Annotated in this window: 16 protein-coding genes; 3 read left to right on the top strand and 13 right to left on the bottom strand. The window is 34.3% G+C overall.

From position 1 onward, the window contains the following. Positions 1–12 precede the first annotated feature (12 nt). From EYD45_RS12540 to EYD45_RS12530, 3 genes are all read left to right on the top strand, one after another. Positions 13–2,118 (top strand): thioredoxin domain-containing protein, encoded by a 2,106-nt coding sequence (locus tag EYD45_RS12540; protein WP_130964903.1) that lies wholly within the window; start codon positions 13–15, stop codon positions 2,116–2,118. Beyond that, positions 2,115–2,468, top strand: a complete 354-nt coding sequence (locus EYD45_RS12535; protein WP_130964902.1) for a DUF1304 domain-containing protein — start codon at positions 2,115–2,117, stop codon at positions 2,466–2,468. The genes EYD45_RS12540 and EYD45_RS12535 overlap by 4 nt, the downstream gene beginning before the upstream one ends. A gap of 86 nt (positions 2,469–2,554) precedes the next feature. Continuing rightward, positions 2,555–3,370, top strand: coding sequence for a mechanosensitive ion channel family protein (locus EYD45_RS12530; RefSeq protein ID WP_130964901.1), 816 nt, complete (start codon positions 2,555–2,557; stop codon positions 3,368–3,370). Here EYD45_RS12530 and tsaB read toward each other — a convergent pair. From tsaB to EYD45_RS12465, 13 genes are all read right to left on the bottom strand, one after another. Continuing rightward, complete coding sequence (gene tsaB, locus EYD45_RS12525) at positions 3,367–4,041, bottom strand: tRNA (adenosine(37)-N6)-threonylcarbamoyltransferase complex dimerization subunit type 1 TsaB (RefSeq protein ID WP_130964900.1); 675 nt, start codon at positions 4,039–4,041, stop codon at positions 3,367–3,369. The two genes, EYD45_RS12530 and tsaB, sit on opposite strands and share 4 nt — an antisense overlap. Beyond that, positions 4,041–4,535 carry a TlpA family protein disulfide reductase gene (locus EYD45_RS12520; protein ID WP_130964899.1) on the bottom strand — a complete coding sequence of 165 codons (495 nt, stop codon included), beginning with the start codon at positions 4,533–4,535 and terminating at the stop codon, positions 4,041–4,043. The genes tsaB and EYD45_RS12520 overlap by 1 nt, the downstream gene beginning before the upstream one ends. Positions 4,536–4,645: 110 nt before the next feature. Further along, positions 4,646–6,100, bottom strand: coding sequence for a TolC family protein (locus EYD45_RS12515; RefSeq protein ID WP_130964898.1), 1,455 nt, complete (start codon positions 6,098–6,100; stop codon positions 4,646–4,648). Between the two features lie 2 nt (positions 6,101–6,102). Beyond that, positions 6,103–7,221 (bottom strand): efflux RND transporter periplasmic adaptor subunit, encoded by a 1,119-nt coding sequence (locus tag EYD45_RS12510; RefSeq protein ID WP_130964897.1) that lies wholly within the window; start codon positions 7,219–7,221, stop codon positions 6,103–6,105. A gap of 104 nt (positions 7,222–7,325) precedes the next feature. After that, the gene (locus EYD45_RS12505) at positions 7,326–8,570 is read right to left on the bottom strand and encodes an ABC transporter permease (protein ID WP_207303312.1); all 1,245 of its coding nucleotides are present in this window, start codon (positions 8,568–8,570) and stop codon (positions 7,326–7,328) included. A gap of 1 nt (position 8,571) precedes the next feature. Next, positions 8,572–9,801, bottom strand: coding sequence for an ABC transporter permease (locus EYD45_RS12500; protein ID WP_130964896.1), 1,230 nt, complete (start codon positions 9,799–9,801; stop codon positions 8,572–8,574). Beyond that, a complete protein-coding gene (locus tag EYD45_RS12495) occupies positions 9,794–10,495 on the bottom strand; it encodes an ABC transporter ATP-binding protein (protein WP_130964895.1) in 702 nt (233 codons plus the stop codon). The genes EYD45_RS12500 and EYD45_RS12495 overlap by 8 nt, the downstream gene beginning before the upstream one ends. Positions 10,496–10,601: 106 nt before the next feature. Continuing rightward, positions 10,602–10,817, bottom strand: a complete 216-nt coding sequence (locus EYD45_RS12490) for a hypothetical protein (protein ID WP_130964894.1) — start codon at positions 10,815–10,817, stop codon at positions 10,602–10,604. Between the two features lie 89 nt (positions 10,818–10,906). Continuing rightward, positions 10,907–11,437 (bottom strand): DUF420 domain-containing protein, encoded by a 531-nt coding sequence (locus EYD45_RS12485; protein WP_130964893.1) that lies wholly within the window; start codon positions 11,435–11,437, stop codon positions 10,907–10,909. Then, the gene (locus EYD45_RS12480; protein ID WP_130964892.1) at positions 11,430–12,176 is read right to left on the bottom strand and encodes an SCO family protein; all 747 of its coding nucleotides are present in this window, start codon (positions 12,174–12,176) and stop codon (positions 11,430–11,432) included. Before EYD45_RS12480 ends, EYD45_RS12485 begins: the two co-directional genes overlap by 8 nt. After that, positions 12,163–12,885, bottom strand: a complete 723-nt coding sequence (locus tag EYD45_RS12475) for a hypothetical protein (protein ID WP_130964891.1) — start codon at positions 12,883–12,885, stop codon at positions 12,163–12,165. The genes EYD45_RS12480 and EYD45_RS12475 overlap by 14 nt, the downstream gene beginning before the upstream one ends. A 97-nt stretch (positions 12,886–12,982) precedes the next feature. Continuing rightward, positions 12,983–13,363 carry a cytochrome C oxidase subunit IV family protein gene (locus tag EYD45_RS12470; RefSeq protein WP_130964890.1) on the bottom strand — a complete coding sequence of 127 codons (381 nt, stop codon included), beginning with the start codon at positions 13,361–13,363 and terminating at the stop codon, positions 12,983–12,985. A gap of 89 nt (positions 13,364–13,452) precedes the next feature. Further along, positions 13,453–14,442 (bottom strand): cytochrome c oxidase subunit 3, encoded by a 990-nt coding sequence (locus EYD45_RS12465; protein ID WP_130964889.1) that lies wholly within the window; start codon positions 14,440–14,442, stop codon positions 13,453–13,455. Positions 14,443–14,597: the final 155 nt, after the last annotated feature.

Here is a 14,597-nt window from a genome sequence, read left to right as displayed (position 1 = left end):
TAACTTTGATTAATGAAGTACAACGTATTACTATTTCTGATTATCCTTATGAGCTGCAAAGGTCAGAATACCAAAACTTCCAATCAACATCAATATACAAATGCGTTGATTAATGAAAGTAGCCCATACTTATTACAACATGCACACAACCCTGTAGATTGGCACGCGTGGAATGAGGCAACTCTTAAAAAGGCTAAAACCGAAAATAAATTAATGCTAATTAGTGTCGGTTACTCTTCTTGTCATTGGTGTCATGTTATGGAACACGAAAGCTTTGAAGACAGTTTGGTAGCTCAAGTAATGAATAACAATTTTATAAACATTAAGGTGGACAGAGAAGAACGCCCTGATGTAGATCAAGTATACATGAATGCGCTACAATTAATGAAAGGCAGCGGTGGTTGGCCTCTCAATATGATAGCATTACCTGATGGCAGACCTATTTGGGGAGAAACTTACCTTCCTAAAGATCAGTGGATCGACGTGTTGAAAAACATCTCAAACCTTTATAAAGAAGAACCTGAAAAATTAATTCAACAGGCCGAAAACGTTCAAAACGGGATAAACTCTATTTCAATAGTTGAAGTAAATAATGACGCTCCCACTTTTGAAAAGGAATTTATTGCTGATGCCATTTCTAAGTGGTCTAAAACATTTGATTATAAGTTTGGAGGTACAGACCGTGAACCCAAGTTTATGATGCCAAGTAACTATCAATTTTTGTTACGCTATGCCCATCAAAACAATGATGATGAGCTTCTGAAATTCGTAAATCTTACACTTACAAAAATGGCTTTTGGTGGTGTATACGATCATGTTGGTGGTGGGTTTTCTAGATATTCCACAGATGGAAGATGGCATGTACCTCACTTTGAAAAAATGCTATATGATAATGCCCAATTGGTAAGTTTATATTCAGACGCTTACTTACTCACTAAAAACGAACTTTACAGAGAAGTAGTAGAAGAAACCCTGAGCTTTGTTGAGGATGAAATGACAACACCAGAAGGTGCGTTTTATGCTTCATTTGATGCCGATAGCAATAATAATGAAGACGAGTTAGAAGAAGGCGCTTTTTACGTTTGGCAAAAAGAGGAACTCAAAACACTTCTGAAAGACGATTTCGATTTATTTTCTGAGTATTATAACATCAATAATTATGGGCTTTGGGAAAAAGGTAATTATGTGTTGATTAGAAAAGATAATGATGGAACCATAATCAAAAAACATAATATTTCAGCTACGCAACTAAAAGAGAAAAAACAGCAATGGAAAGCCATACTTAATCAAGCTAGAAACAAAAGGCCTAAACCAAGAATGGACGATAAAGGTTTAACATCTTGGAATGGGTTAATGTTAAAAGGCTATGTTGATGCTTATCGCGTATTTCAAAATGAAAACTATCTCGAAGTAGCTATTGAAAACGCTAATTTTATTGTTTCAAAAGTGCTAAGACAGGATGGAGGACTAAACCACACCTACAAAGAGGGCGAGAGCAAAATAAACGGCTATTTAGAAGATTATGCCACAGTTATTGAAGCATTTATAGCCCTTTATGAGGTTACATTAAATGATGAATGGTTAACCAAAGCAAACAATTTAGCCAACTATACTTTCAAGCATTTTTATGATGAAAAAAGCAATATGTTTTTTTACACCTCTGATGAAGATGTGGCATTGGTTACGAGAAACATAGTATATCATGACAATGTAATACCTGCAAGTAATTCGATTATGGCAAAGGATTTATTTAAACTGAACCATTATTTCGACAATAAAATCTTTGAGAAAACAGCCATGACCATGTTAAATAATGTAAAACCAGAAATGTCACAATATCCTACTGCATTTTCAAATTGGTTTGATTTAATGTTGAATTACACCAATCCTTTTTATGAAGTTGCCATTGCTGGAACAAAGGCTAAAGAAAAAGTTTCAGAGCTAAATCAGTATTATATTCCAAATAAACTAATTGCAGGAAGTACGACTGAAAATGATATGCCTTTACTTCAGAACAGATATAACCCAGGCGAAACCTTTATTTACGTTTGCGTAAACAGAGCTTGTAAACTGCCTGTTTCAGAAGTTGACAAAGCCATAAACTTATTAGAAAAATGAGTACTATAGCCATCATATTAGCAACAATCGTTGCGTTAGAACATCTTTACTTTTTAATTTTAGAAATGTTTTTATGGACAACACCCAAAGGCATCAAAGCTTTCGGTTTAAAATCCAAACAATTTGCTGAAGACACAAAGGTTTTGGCTGCAAACCAAGGCTTATACAATGGGTTTTTGGCTGCTGGTTTAGGGTATTCGCTTATTACTGATAATAAAGAATTTATAATATTCTTTCTAATTTGTGTGACAATAGCAGGAATTTATGGGTCTTACTCAACAAAGCAAATAAAGTTGTTTTATGTACAATCAATTCCAGCAATATTGGCGCTACTTTTTTGCTTTATCTAAAATTAATTAATCATTTTTTATCATTTAATCACTTAAAAACTAACTAATAGTTTTTAATTTAGTACTTACTTAAAAAACTAAAATTTATGGAAAACGTAGACAAATATCTAGACATGGCACAAGGCTTTATCGTTGAATATGGCCTAAAAATTATTGGAGCCATCGTAATATGGATTATAGGTTCATGGATAATCAAAAAAATAAACAATGGCGTCAGTAAAGTAATGACCAAAAAGAACTACGACGAGAGTTTACAAAAGTTTTTACTTAATCTAATTGGATGGATATTGAAAATCCTTTTATTCCTAGCAATTCTATCGCAATTAGGTGTGGAAACAACATCTTTTGCTGCAATACTAGCTGCCGCAGGTTTAGCTATTGGTATGGCCTTACAAGGATCTCTTGGAAATTTTGCTGGTGGTGTTTTAATAATGATTTTTAAACCAATAAAAATTGGTGATTTAATTGAAGCGCAAGGTGAACTTGGGGTGGTAAAGGAAATTGAAATTTTTACAACTAAAATAGTTTCCCCAACCAACAAAGAAATTATTATTCCTAATGGTGCTTTGTCTAATGGAAATATAACGAATTATTCTACCGAAGGGAAATTAAGGGTAGATTTAACAATTGGTGTAAGTTATGATGCAGACATAAAACAAACTAAAGATGTTTTGATGAAGGTATTGACGGATAACCCACAAGTTTTAAAAGATCCTGCACCTTCTGTGAATGTATCAGAGCTTGCTGATAGCTCAGTAAATTTTGCTGTAAGACCTTATGCAACCGTTGCAGATTATTGGGATGTATACTTCGGTACTATTGAAAAATGTAAGTTAGCTCTTGACGCAGCTGGTATCGAAATTCCTTACCCACACAGCGTGGAGATACACAAAGATGCTTAAGATTTTGGCTTAATCGCAATAAAATCTTTTAAATAATATGGTTCGAAATAAGCGACATCCTCGGTGTCGCTTATTTTGTGTTTATCATAAGTCAGCACTCCCATTTCATTGGCTGATGGTAATTTATCTTCAATAAAAATAGCGTTGGGATGCTGTATTAAGGCTTTAGTTTTTTCAACACCGTTGCCTATAAAATGAACTTTCCCTTTGTTTAAGTATTGGCTAAATGAGTCCTCTTCTAAAATTTGAGCCTGTGTTTCACGTACTTGATGATATTCTGAGTTATAAATAGCCGAATACACTTCCATTCGTCTGGCATCAAGCATTGCAACAATAACCTCTCCTTTATCGCATATAACTTGATGTGCCAAAATATCCAATGTTGGAACAGAAATCAGTGGTTTATCTAAAGCAAATGCCAATCCTTTGGCCGCAGAAACCCCGATTCGAAGGCCAGTGTAAGACCCTGGTCCTTTACTTACTGCAATAGCGTCAATATCAGAACGCGGTATATTGGCTTCATTTAAAACTTCATCAATAAAAACATGCAGCTTTTCGGCATGGGAAAAGCCATTTCTAGCATCTTCCTTTAATGCAATTGTTTTTCCTTCTTTTGAAAGTGAAACCGAGCAGTTTGTAGTTGCTGTTTCAAGATTGAGAATAATAGCCATTAGTTTTTATACTTATCAATAATAGCTTTAATAACCTCTGAAGTTAGTTCAAACCCTTCCAAATCTGGCCAGCCTTCCCATCGTACAATACCATTTGGATCTATAAGAACACAATGAGGAATGCCTTTTACTTCATACTTGCGCTCTAAGCGTTCTTTGGAGTCAATGGCACTGAAATAATCCATAACTGGATTTTGCATTGATTTTACTTTAGTTTCGGTTTCATCACTAATCCCTATTACCACTAATTCATCTGCAAATTCCTTTTGATATTTGTTTAATTTTGGAATTGCCTTTCTACATGGGCCACACCAAGTAGCCCAAAAATCTATAAGTACAAACTTGTCATTTGTATTTGGTGCTTCAGTAAGCCATTTTTCTACAATGAGTTCTGGGGCTTTCTTATTTAGATACGATTTTGCCCAAATTTTCTTTTTTTGTGCGTTTATAACAAAACAAGACAAGCACACAAAAATCAGCAAGATTTTCTTCATACAATAGTTAAACTAACCCCAAAAAGAGATTATATTACCGTAAATGTCTTAAACTTTTAAGTTAAAAACAAAACTGCTTCGCAAAACCTTGAAGTGCAAATGCGAAAACTTTAGTTCTGACTTAGCTGAGTGATTGGAATTCCAAAATAGAATTCAAGCACCTTAAGCTTAAAAATATAATCGTATTTTGTTCTAACCACTTCGCTTTGTGATTGCTCGTAACGTGCTTGTGACTGACTAAAATCAAAAGAATTGGACACCCCTAGATTATAGCGTTCTTTAGCATAATTAAACGCCTCTTTTCTAGCATCTTCTGTTTTTAAAGCAGCTTCATAAGCTTTTAGAGAACCTCTGGCATCATTCATTGCTTGGTAAACCTCTGTTTCAAGATCTAACTTCGCTTGTTCGTATTGATTCTTAGAGCGTTCTAAATTTACCGTATTGCGTTGTATATTATTCTTCGCTGAAAAACCATTTAAAATTGGAATGTTTAAGCTAACACCAAAATTATGTCCGTCATTTAAACTAAACTGATTAAATAAGGCATCTGGCCCTCCAATAATTCTATTTGTTGTAAAATTGGGCGCTAGTACTGCTTGTCCCGTACCCTCTACAAAACCAATTTCGCTAGTTGTACCATCTGGATTTCTCTCTATACCTAAAACTCTATCACTGTAAGAGGCACGTGTATTGTATCTGTAGAACCCTGTTAGGGATGGTTGCAGGTTACCCTTGGCTAACTTTAAATCATATTCTGCTAGTTGCACATTAGCATCAGCTATTTTAAGATCATATCTGTTCTCTTTCGCCTTTTCAACAATAGCTTCAGGAGATTCATCTAATATATTAGTTAGTGGCACGTTGTACTCAACATCAGTAGTATCGAAATTCTGGTAATCGTCAATACGTAACGTTTGTGCTAAATTTACTTTGGATAATAACAGTGCGTTTTCAGTATTCACCATTTGCTGTTCCTGAGAAGCCAATGTCGCTTTTAATTCAAGTGCATCTCCCCGCGGAAGCACACCTTCATCCACCAATTCTTGTGTGCGTTTTAAATCTTGGCTAGTGATTTCATATTGTGCCTTTTGAATCTTAAGCTGCTCTTTATTAAAAAGTATTTGTAAAAAAGAGTTGGCTACAAACAGAGAAATGTCATCCTTCATATCGGCAAGTTGATACTGACTTGCCAAAATTGCCAAATTAGAGCGGTGTAACTGGTTTACATTTTGCAGACCATTATAGATGGTAACATTTGAGGATAGCCCTAGCGAGGTAAACTGCGTAGTAAGATTTTCCAGCAAACCTGTTGTGATGTTCTGGTTTAAACCTATATTCCAAGAATGATTACCATTTGCATTAAACGTAGGGTAAAAATTACCGATGGCATCCTTTTTATTTATCTCACTTTGCTGAACATTTAACTCACTTTGTTGAATAGAGATGTTGTTTTCTAAGGCATAATTAACACACTCTAACAATGTCCATTTTTTTTGTTGGGAAAAAGCAGAGATTCCAACAAAACAAAGTCCTAGTAAAATTGTATTTTTAATTAACTTCTTCATGCTTAGTCGTTTTCTTCATCTTCCTTGTCATCAGAAGCCTTGTTCCAAACTTTTATTTTATCGCCTTCTTCTACACCATCTAAAATCTCTACGTTAATCCCGTCAGAAATTCCAATTTTTACATCTTTCCTTTTAAATTTTCCATCTTCATTTTGAATCTCTACAAAAGGTTTATCGCTTGATCTTTTGTATTGCAGCAAAGCTTCTTTTATAGCTAAAACACTGTCTTTACCTTCTAAATCAATTTCGGCATTTGCACTGTAGCCTGCTCTAATATTTGCAATACTGTCTAGTTTAACATTGGCTTTAATAGTGAACTGAACTGCTCCGTTTTCTTCTATGCCCTTGGGTGCTACAAATGTTAATTTAGCTGGAAACTCTTTATCGTTTATCGCACCAAGTACTACTTTTATATCTTTTCCTTCTTCAAGTTTTCCAACTTCTGCTTCATCAACTTTTCCTTCAAAAAGCATATTACTCATATCTGCAATGGTAGCAATTGTGGTACCTGCATTAAAGTTATTACTTTGAATTACTTGATCCCCTTCTCTAACAGGAATCTCTAAAATAGTTCCAGAAATCTGAGCTATAATATTTGTATTTGCAGCACTTCCTCCTGAAATAGAACCACGTTTAATAATTTGATAGTCGTTTTGAGCCTGTCTTAAATTTTCCAGTGCTTGTTTATAAGACAATTCACTATTTTCGAAGTTTTGAATAGAAATCACGCCTTTCTCAAACAATTTTTTATCTCTAGCAAATTGTACACCTGCATTATCGGATGATAACTTAGCGGTCGCAATTCTACTTTTAGCATTGGCCAAACTTTGTTCATTAGGCACAACTCTAATTTTTGCAATTAAATCGCCTTTTTTTACTTTATCTCCTTCTTCTACGACAATTTTATCGACGATACCTGTTATTTGGGGTTTTAATTCGATTTCCTCTTCAGGATTTAGTTTACCTGTAGCCACTGCTTGCGAGCTTATAGTAGTGTAGAATGGTTCTGCCACATCAAACTCTTCAATATCTTTTGAGTTGGCATCCATAAAATATTTCAACACAAAAACCAAAGCGATTACCGCCAATAGAACTAAAATAATTTTTACTGTTTTATTCATTTGATTATTCTTATTATTAATAATTTGTCAAATGGTGCTTCTACAATGACATTGCATAGTTGAAAACAATTATTTATTTGTAGAAGGTTCATTTTTTTGATTGTTTATTCTTCTCTTAATGCTTCAATAGGCTTAACACTTGTTGCTTTAAAGGCTGGAATTAAGCCTATTAAAACTCCTAATATTATTAATATAAGCAGAGCCGCAAGTACCACAGCAATAGATACAGAAGGGTTAACTAGAGTTGCATCTGGACCTTGTCCTGCTGTTGCATTTATAATCATCAAGGTAATACCGCCAAATATAATTCCGATAATACTAGCAATTAGGCACAATACTATAGCCTCAAGTATAACTTGACTTTTAATCTCCAATGGAGTGGCACCTATGGCACGTCTTAAACCTATTTCTTTTGTTCGTTCTTTAACTGTAATAAGTAATATATTGCCAATAGCGAAAACACCCGCGATTAAAGTTGCAATACCTACAAACCATGTTAAAAATTGCATACCTTTTAAAAACCCTGTTACTTTCGCAAACTGTTGTCCAGCATTTGCACTGCCAAATGCTCTTCTGTCATCCGGATGTATTTTATGCGTGTTTTTTAACAATAATTTACTATCCTTCTCTACTTGAACTATATTAAATTCAGGTTTGGCGGTAATAACCATCCAACCTATTCTACCCGCCTGATTAAAAATTTGTTGAAATGTGGTGAAGGGGATATGCATGTTTATCGGTGGTCCCATATTGATATTAGAAACTTTAAAGACACCTACTACTTTAAAGTTAATACCATTAATCTCTATATATTCTCCAATTGCTTTTTCATCTTTTTCGAATAACTGCTTATACACATCCTCAGAAATCACAGCTATTTTTCTTTTATTTTTCATGTCGTTCTCATTAATAAAACGTCCATGAATAAGCTTCTTTTTTTCCACCTTGTCCAAAAGCGGGTAATCTCCTGCTATTTGAAAAGTCCCTGATAGAAACCCCCTATTAACTTGTGAACCTCTCTGATTTCTAGGAACAACAAACTCTACCCCAGGAATATTATCTTCTACTCTGTAAGCATCATCCAAAGTAAGCCTAACTCTCCTACCTTCTTGGAACCCTTTGAAAGGTTTAGCAGTTCTTTGCCCCCAAACAAAAACGGTATTAGTAGCAAAATCACCAAAAAGTCTATTAAAGGAATTTTCCATACCTCGAGCAGAACCTAGCAAAACTATCAATAGAAATATTCCAAAACCAACACCAAAAATGGTAACAAGAGTACGTAACTTATTCTTACGAATACTATCGTACAACTCTTGCCATGTATCGCCATCAAATAAAAACTTTATCATTTTATTCGTTTCTTAGTGCTACGATTGGTTTTATTTTAGACGCTTTATTTGCTGGTAAATAACCAGCTAAAGCACCTGATATTATCAATATGATAGTCGCCCCTATAACTACACCAGTGTCTACTCCAGGATTTGTTATAAAATACTCTTTCAAGCCTGGTCCTACTAACTTCAATACTCCTGCTCCAATTAATAAACCTACATATCCGGCAATGGATGTAATTAAAATAGATTCTAATAAAATTATAGATACAATAGATCGGGGAGAAGCTCCCAAAGCTTTTCTAACCCCAATTTCTTTAGTACGCTCTTTTACTATAAAAACCATGATATTACTGATACCCATGATACCAGCGATTAGTGTTCCTGAACCAATAAAGAGTACAATAATATTTAGCACAAACATCATTTGGCTTACTCCTTTAGTTCCCTCAGCAAAATTCCTCACTCGAATAGCCCTTTGATCATCTCTGGCAACATCAAACTTATCTTTTAGTTTTCTTGTTAACGAGTTTCCAAAAGCAATAGCTTGATCATAACTTAACTTTGGATTGTAAGTCAAATGAATAAAATCTATATACTCATTATTGCCATAAACCCTTTGAGCAGTGGTGATGGGAGTATATATAACTTTTTCTTCGTTATCTCCTTCGTCATCTGAAAAAACCCCAACTACTTTATACGGTATCCCATTAAGATTGATATATTTCCCTATAGATTCCACATTAGCAAATAAATCTTCATCAATTACTTGTCCAATAACAGCAACCTTTGTTCTGTTTTCTAAATCTGAGTTATTAATATATCTTCCCTTTTCAACTATATTATTTTCTATGTACATGTGTTCAGGGTGAACAGCTCTTACCTGATAAGAATCTTTTGCTCCTTTGAAGGATGCTTCAACATTCCTGTTTACTTTAGAAGTAATATATTCTACATTATTTCCAAACTCCTCTAATATGTAATCGTAATCTTCGTTCTTAAATCTAATTCGTCTACCAGACTGCATCCCTTTATGCGCCTTGGTTGTTCTTCCAGGAAAAATAACTATAGAGTTTTGAGCGTCTGTTCCAAACAACTCAATGAATGTGTTTTCAAGCCCATTGGCAATTCCAAAAAGAATGGTAAATAGCAAAATAGCAAACGCAATGGTAAAGCCTGAAAGCAGACTACGCGTTCTGTTTTTGTTAATACTTTGAAATATTTCCCGCCAAAGGTCTAAATCAAACATACTGACTTGCTCTTACTTGGGTGATTGCTTTATCTTCCATGATAACGCCATCCCTCAAACGCACAATTCTCTTACACATATTGGCAATATCTTCCTCATGGGTTACCATCAAAATGGTTTTACCTTCGTCATTTAATTGTTGAATAAACTCCATAATTTCGTATGACGTCGTGGTGTCCAAAGCTCCTGTAGGTTCATCTGCCAACAACAATTTTGGGTTTGCAGCTAGAGCCCTAGCAATGGCTACCCGTTGTTTTTGACCACCAGATAATTCTTTAGGCAAATGATGTGCCCAATCAGCTAACCCAACTTTATCTAGATGGAACATGCCTAATTCTTGACGCTTTTTGCGCTTTAAACCTTGATAGTATAAAGGAAGTGCCACGTTTTCCAGCGCGTTTTTATAATTGATAAGGTTGAAGGATTGGAATATAAAACCTAAGAATTTGTTTCTATAAACGGCGGCTTTCTTTTCTGTAAGATTATCAATCGGTAAGCCGTCTAGAATGTACTCTCCTGAATCTGCCACATCTAGCATGCCAATAATATTAAGCAAGGTAGATTTCCCTGAACCCGAAGACCCCATGATAGCAACCATTTCGCCTTCTTCTACTGACAAATCTATTCCCTTTAATACATGTAAGCTGGAATCTCCTATTTTATAGGATTTGTGTAACTGATTGATTTTAAGCATTTTTTGATTGATTAGAATGTTAAATTAGTCAATTTTAACAGATGTACTTTGCAATAAGACTACAATTACAAAAAAATGTTACATAAAATGCTAAAAAAAACTTTTATTACTTTTTTAACTTATAGAACTTCCTGTAAATCAGGTATCCAATTCCCGCAACCAAGATGTAGGGAATAGCCATTAAATACATAATACCATTATTGATACCCTCGGCAGCGGTTTGTCCTTCCTCACTTTCTAAAACCGCTCTACACATGGCACATTGGGCGCTGCTCTTTAGGAAAAAGAGAAGAAAAAATAGAATGAGAATTATTTTTTTCATTTTAATTTAAAAAGATCCTGTTATCCAGCAGTATTAATTCAACTAACTACTTCGAGTTCACAAAACTTGCTCCTCGAAGCAGCGTTTTATTAATAGTAAGGCGAAATCATAATATAAACTACTACACCCGTAATAGCCACATAAAGCCATAATGGAAATGTAATTTTAGCTATTTTTTTATGCTTTTCAATATTGTTGGTAATTGCTCTTGCGTAAGTAATTAAAATAAAAGGGATAACCACTATTGATAATAGAATATGTGTGATTAATATAAAATAGTACACATACGCAATAGTACCTTCGCCACCAAATTTTGTAGAATCACTCGTCATATGATATGCCACATACATCACCAAAAACAAAACAGACAACATAATGGCAAACTTTATCAAACGTTCGTGCAACTTTATTTTTTTTTTCTTTATTGCAATAAATGCACATACCAAAACTAAAGCTGTTATAGCATTAATCGTTGCATAAATAGGTGGTAAAAATATAGGTAATTCTGCATCAATCTTAATACCAAACAATGCCGCAACAACTACGGGAATGGCTATGGATAATACAACAATTAACTTGTTGTATTTTTTTTCATCCAGTAAGGCTTTAGAATTATTCATTTAGCAACTTCTTTATATCTTCTTTTAATATACTTATTTGTTCTGCTTCGCCATTATCATCAGCACCTTCTTCTTCTGAAGTTATCCCACGATAATAAATTATTGGGTTTCCAAATCCATCTTTTCTTGAGCGAATAAATCCATTCTTATCAATTAATGCAAAGTTACCAGAATGTTCAAATCCACCTTCAACTGAGGCATTTTCTGCTGCATAAATGTAGAATCCTTCATTAGCTAGCTTGTAAATTTCATCTTTCTTTCCAGTCAATAAATGCCAATTAGGGTTTGTAATACCATAAGTGTCAGCATAAGCTTGTAATACTTCTGGCGTATCATGCTCTGGATTTATCGTAAATGATGCCACACCAAAATTCTCAAAATCCTTAAACGTGTTTTGAATTTTTACTAGGTTATTATTCATTCTAGGACAAATCGTTGGGCATGTAGTGAAAAAGAACTCTATCACATAAACCTTTCCCTCATAATCTTTGTTGGTTATAGTTTTCCCTCTTTGGTTTGTAAAACTAAACTCAGGAACCTTTCTCTTTACACCATTATTTTCAATAAAAGCCAAACCTGATGCTTTAGAGGTTACTGTTTCACGCTTCTGGTCGCTTCTGCTTTCTTTACGAGATACATCATCATTATTTATTCTATCTACAATTCTTGGTACAAACCAAATACCAAAAACTAAAATAACGAATGCAATCCCTATGTAAGAATAATTAGTTTTCTTCATCGTCTCCTTTTAAATCATCAGCTCTTCTTGTATCAGAGTTAAATTCTCCTTTACGCTTTTGTCTGTATTCGGTAAACAAAATACGTAAGTCCTCGCTCATTTTATTTTTAATGGTAGCCACTTCTATACAGTTGTATGAATTAAGCCCGTAGACGGGTTTGTTCTTCTCAATTTCGCGGTCTTCCCTATCGTCAATGCGTCCACGTTGAATCAAATCCTTATCTATGATAAAAACGTCATCCGTAGCATAATTGGTATTTAAAGGCGTGCCATACTTCAAGCTATTAAATACTTTTGTTACTTGCTCTGGCGTACCGTAGACAAGATGTAAAAAGCGTAAATCCTCATAAAGACTGATTTCTTTTCGTAGTTGTTCTGCATCTTCTTTACTTTCTATAGGAGCAACTAATACTATTTGAAATTTTTTAAACCCTTTGAACTTATCATAAACCAGCTCCTTTAAATTAGACATGGCGGTTAACCGTTCCATAGGTTTCGTTCCCAAAAAACTTAAAACTGTGATGTGATCTTTTAAAAGAATATCCTCTTCAGCATCTGAAGAAAACCCATTTAAGTCCTTTACATTTTCATTTACAATATCAAGAGGTGTATAATTATGGGTAGCTGGATACAGAAACAATAGAAAGGTAACTGGAAGAAAAAAAAGAATGACTAAAATTGCGTATATACCTGCTTTTTTATAATTCATAAAACCTAGATACTAGCTTTAAGTAAATGTTTTGCAAAAATAAAAAAGGTGGTTCTTAAAAACCACCTTCATTATATATTTTAACACGAAATTGTGCTTAAAAATCTCTTTTTATATAACCATCCTTATAAACATCAAATACGTATCCACCTTCTTGCAAAAGAATAAAGATCAAGTAAATAATTAGGAAGATAGCTGTCCATACCACCATGCGTCTTAACCCTTTGGTTTCATCGCGCATATGCATAAAATCCCAAGTAATATAGTACGCTTTTACAATGGTTAATAAAATGAATATCCAGTTTAAAAGCTTCATGCCCAAAATTTGGCTCATAGACCAATCTGGCTTAAGTATACCCAATGCAACTTCAATTGCAGTTACAATAGAAAGTAAAATTAAAACACCCCAAATTTTTTGAGTATTGCTTTTAAACTTCAATAAGCCTCTAAATATTTCTAATTTATGCTCGTGTGCCATTTTAAATTTTTATTATTTAGATTCCCGTTTTCAAGGGAATGACAATTTTTATGTGTTGCCTCAACTAACTTAGAGGCGTAATTTTTAAATTAAACTAAGTAGAAGAATGTAAATACAAATACCCAAACTAAATCTACAAAGTGCCAATATAAACCAACTTTTTCAACCATTTCATAGCTCTTACGCTTTTCGTAAGTACCTAAAACTACATTAAAGAAAATGATGATATTGATAACAATTCCTGAAAATACGTGAAATCCGTGGAAGCCTGTTATAAAGAAAAAGAAATCGGCAAACAATGGAGACCCATATTCATTTACTTTAAGATTTGCACCTTCAACATAAACCTTCCCGTTTTTCATGATTTGGTTTATGGATTCCTCTCTAGATAACACAGTTTTCTCACCTTCTTCGTTTATAATTTGAGTTCTAACTTGTATATCCTTATTAGCTTGTAATCCATGTATCACCTCATCCATGCTGTAAGTAGGTAAAGTACCTTCGCTTACAAACCATAATCCGTTTTTGCGTTCATGTCTTACGCGCTCTCCATGGGCATTAACTGCAAAATCTCTTACCGCAACACGCTTAAATACTTGTTCTCCATCTTTTTCAATGTACTTACCAAACTGTAAAATATTACCGCCCTTGGTTTGTACAGCGCCATAATCACCATTGATGAATGTATTCCACTCCCAAGCCTGAGAGCCAACAAATATAATACCGCCAATAATAGTCAAAAACATGTAAAACGTCACCTTAGCTTTGTTTAAATGATGACCTGCATCTACCGCCAATACCATGGTTACAGACGACATAATAAGTACAAACGTCATAAACGCCACATAATACATCGGTGCATCTACACCATGTAAAAACGGAAAGTGCGTAAACACCTCATCGGCAATTGGCCACGAATCGATAAACTTAAATCTAGAAAATCCGTAGGCCGCTAAAAACCCAGAGAACGTTAATGCATCGGAAACAATGAAAAACCACATCATCATTTTTCCATAACTTGCCTTCAAAGGTTGGTTACCTCCCCCCCAAGTTTTGCCTTCTACTGCTACTGTACTCATATATAATGGTTATTATTTAAAAGTTGCACAAAAATAATCATTTTATTCATCTAACGAAATATCACTCTCTAAAAATTAAAAACTCATTAATTTCAATTTGGGCGTTCCCCTCCTAGGGTCGGGTCGGGCTTTCCGCTGGTAGTTTTGGCTCGATG

Origin of the sequence: Hyunsoonleella flava, assembly GCF_004310325.1 — a bacterium.
Classification (GTDB): Bacteria; Bacteroidota; Bacteroidia; order Flavobacteriales; family Flavobacteriaceae; genus Jejuia; species Jejuia flava.
This window is presented reverse-complemented; position numbering and strand designations above follow the sequence as displayed.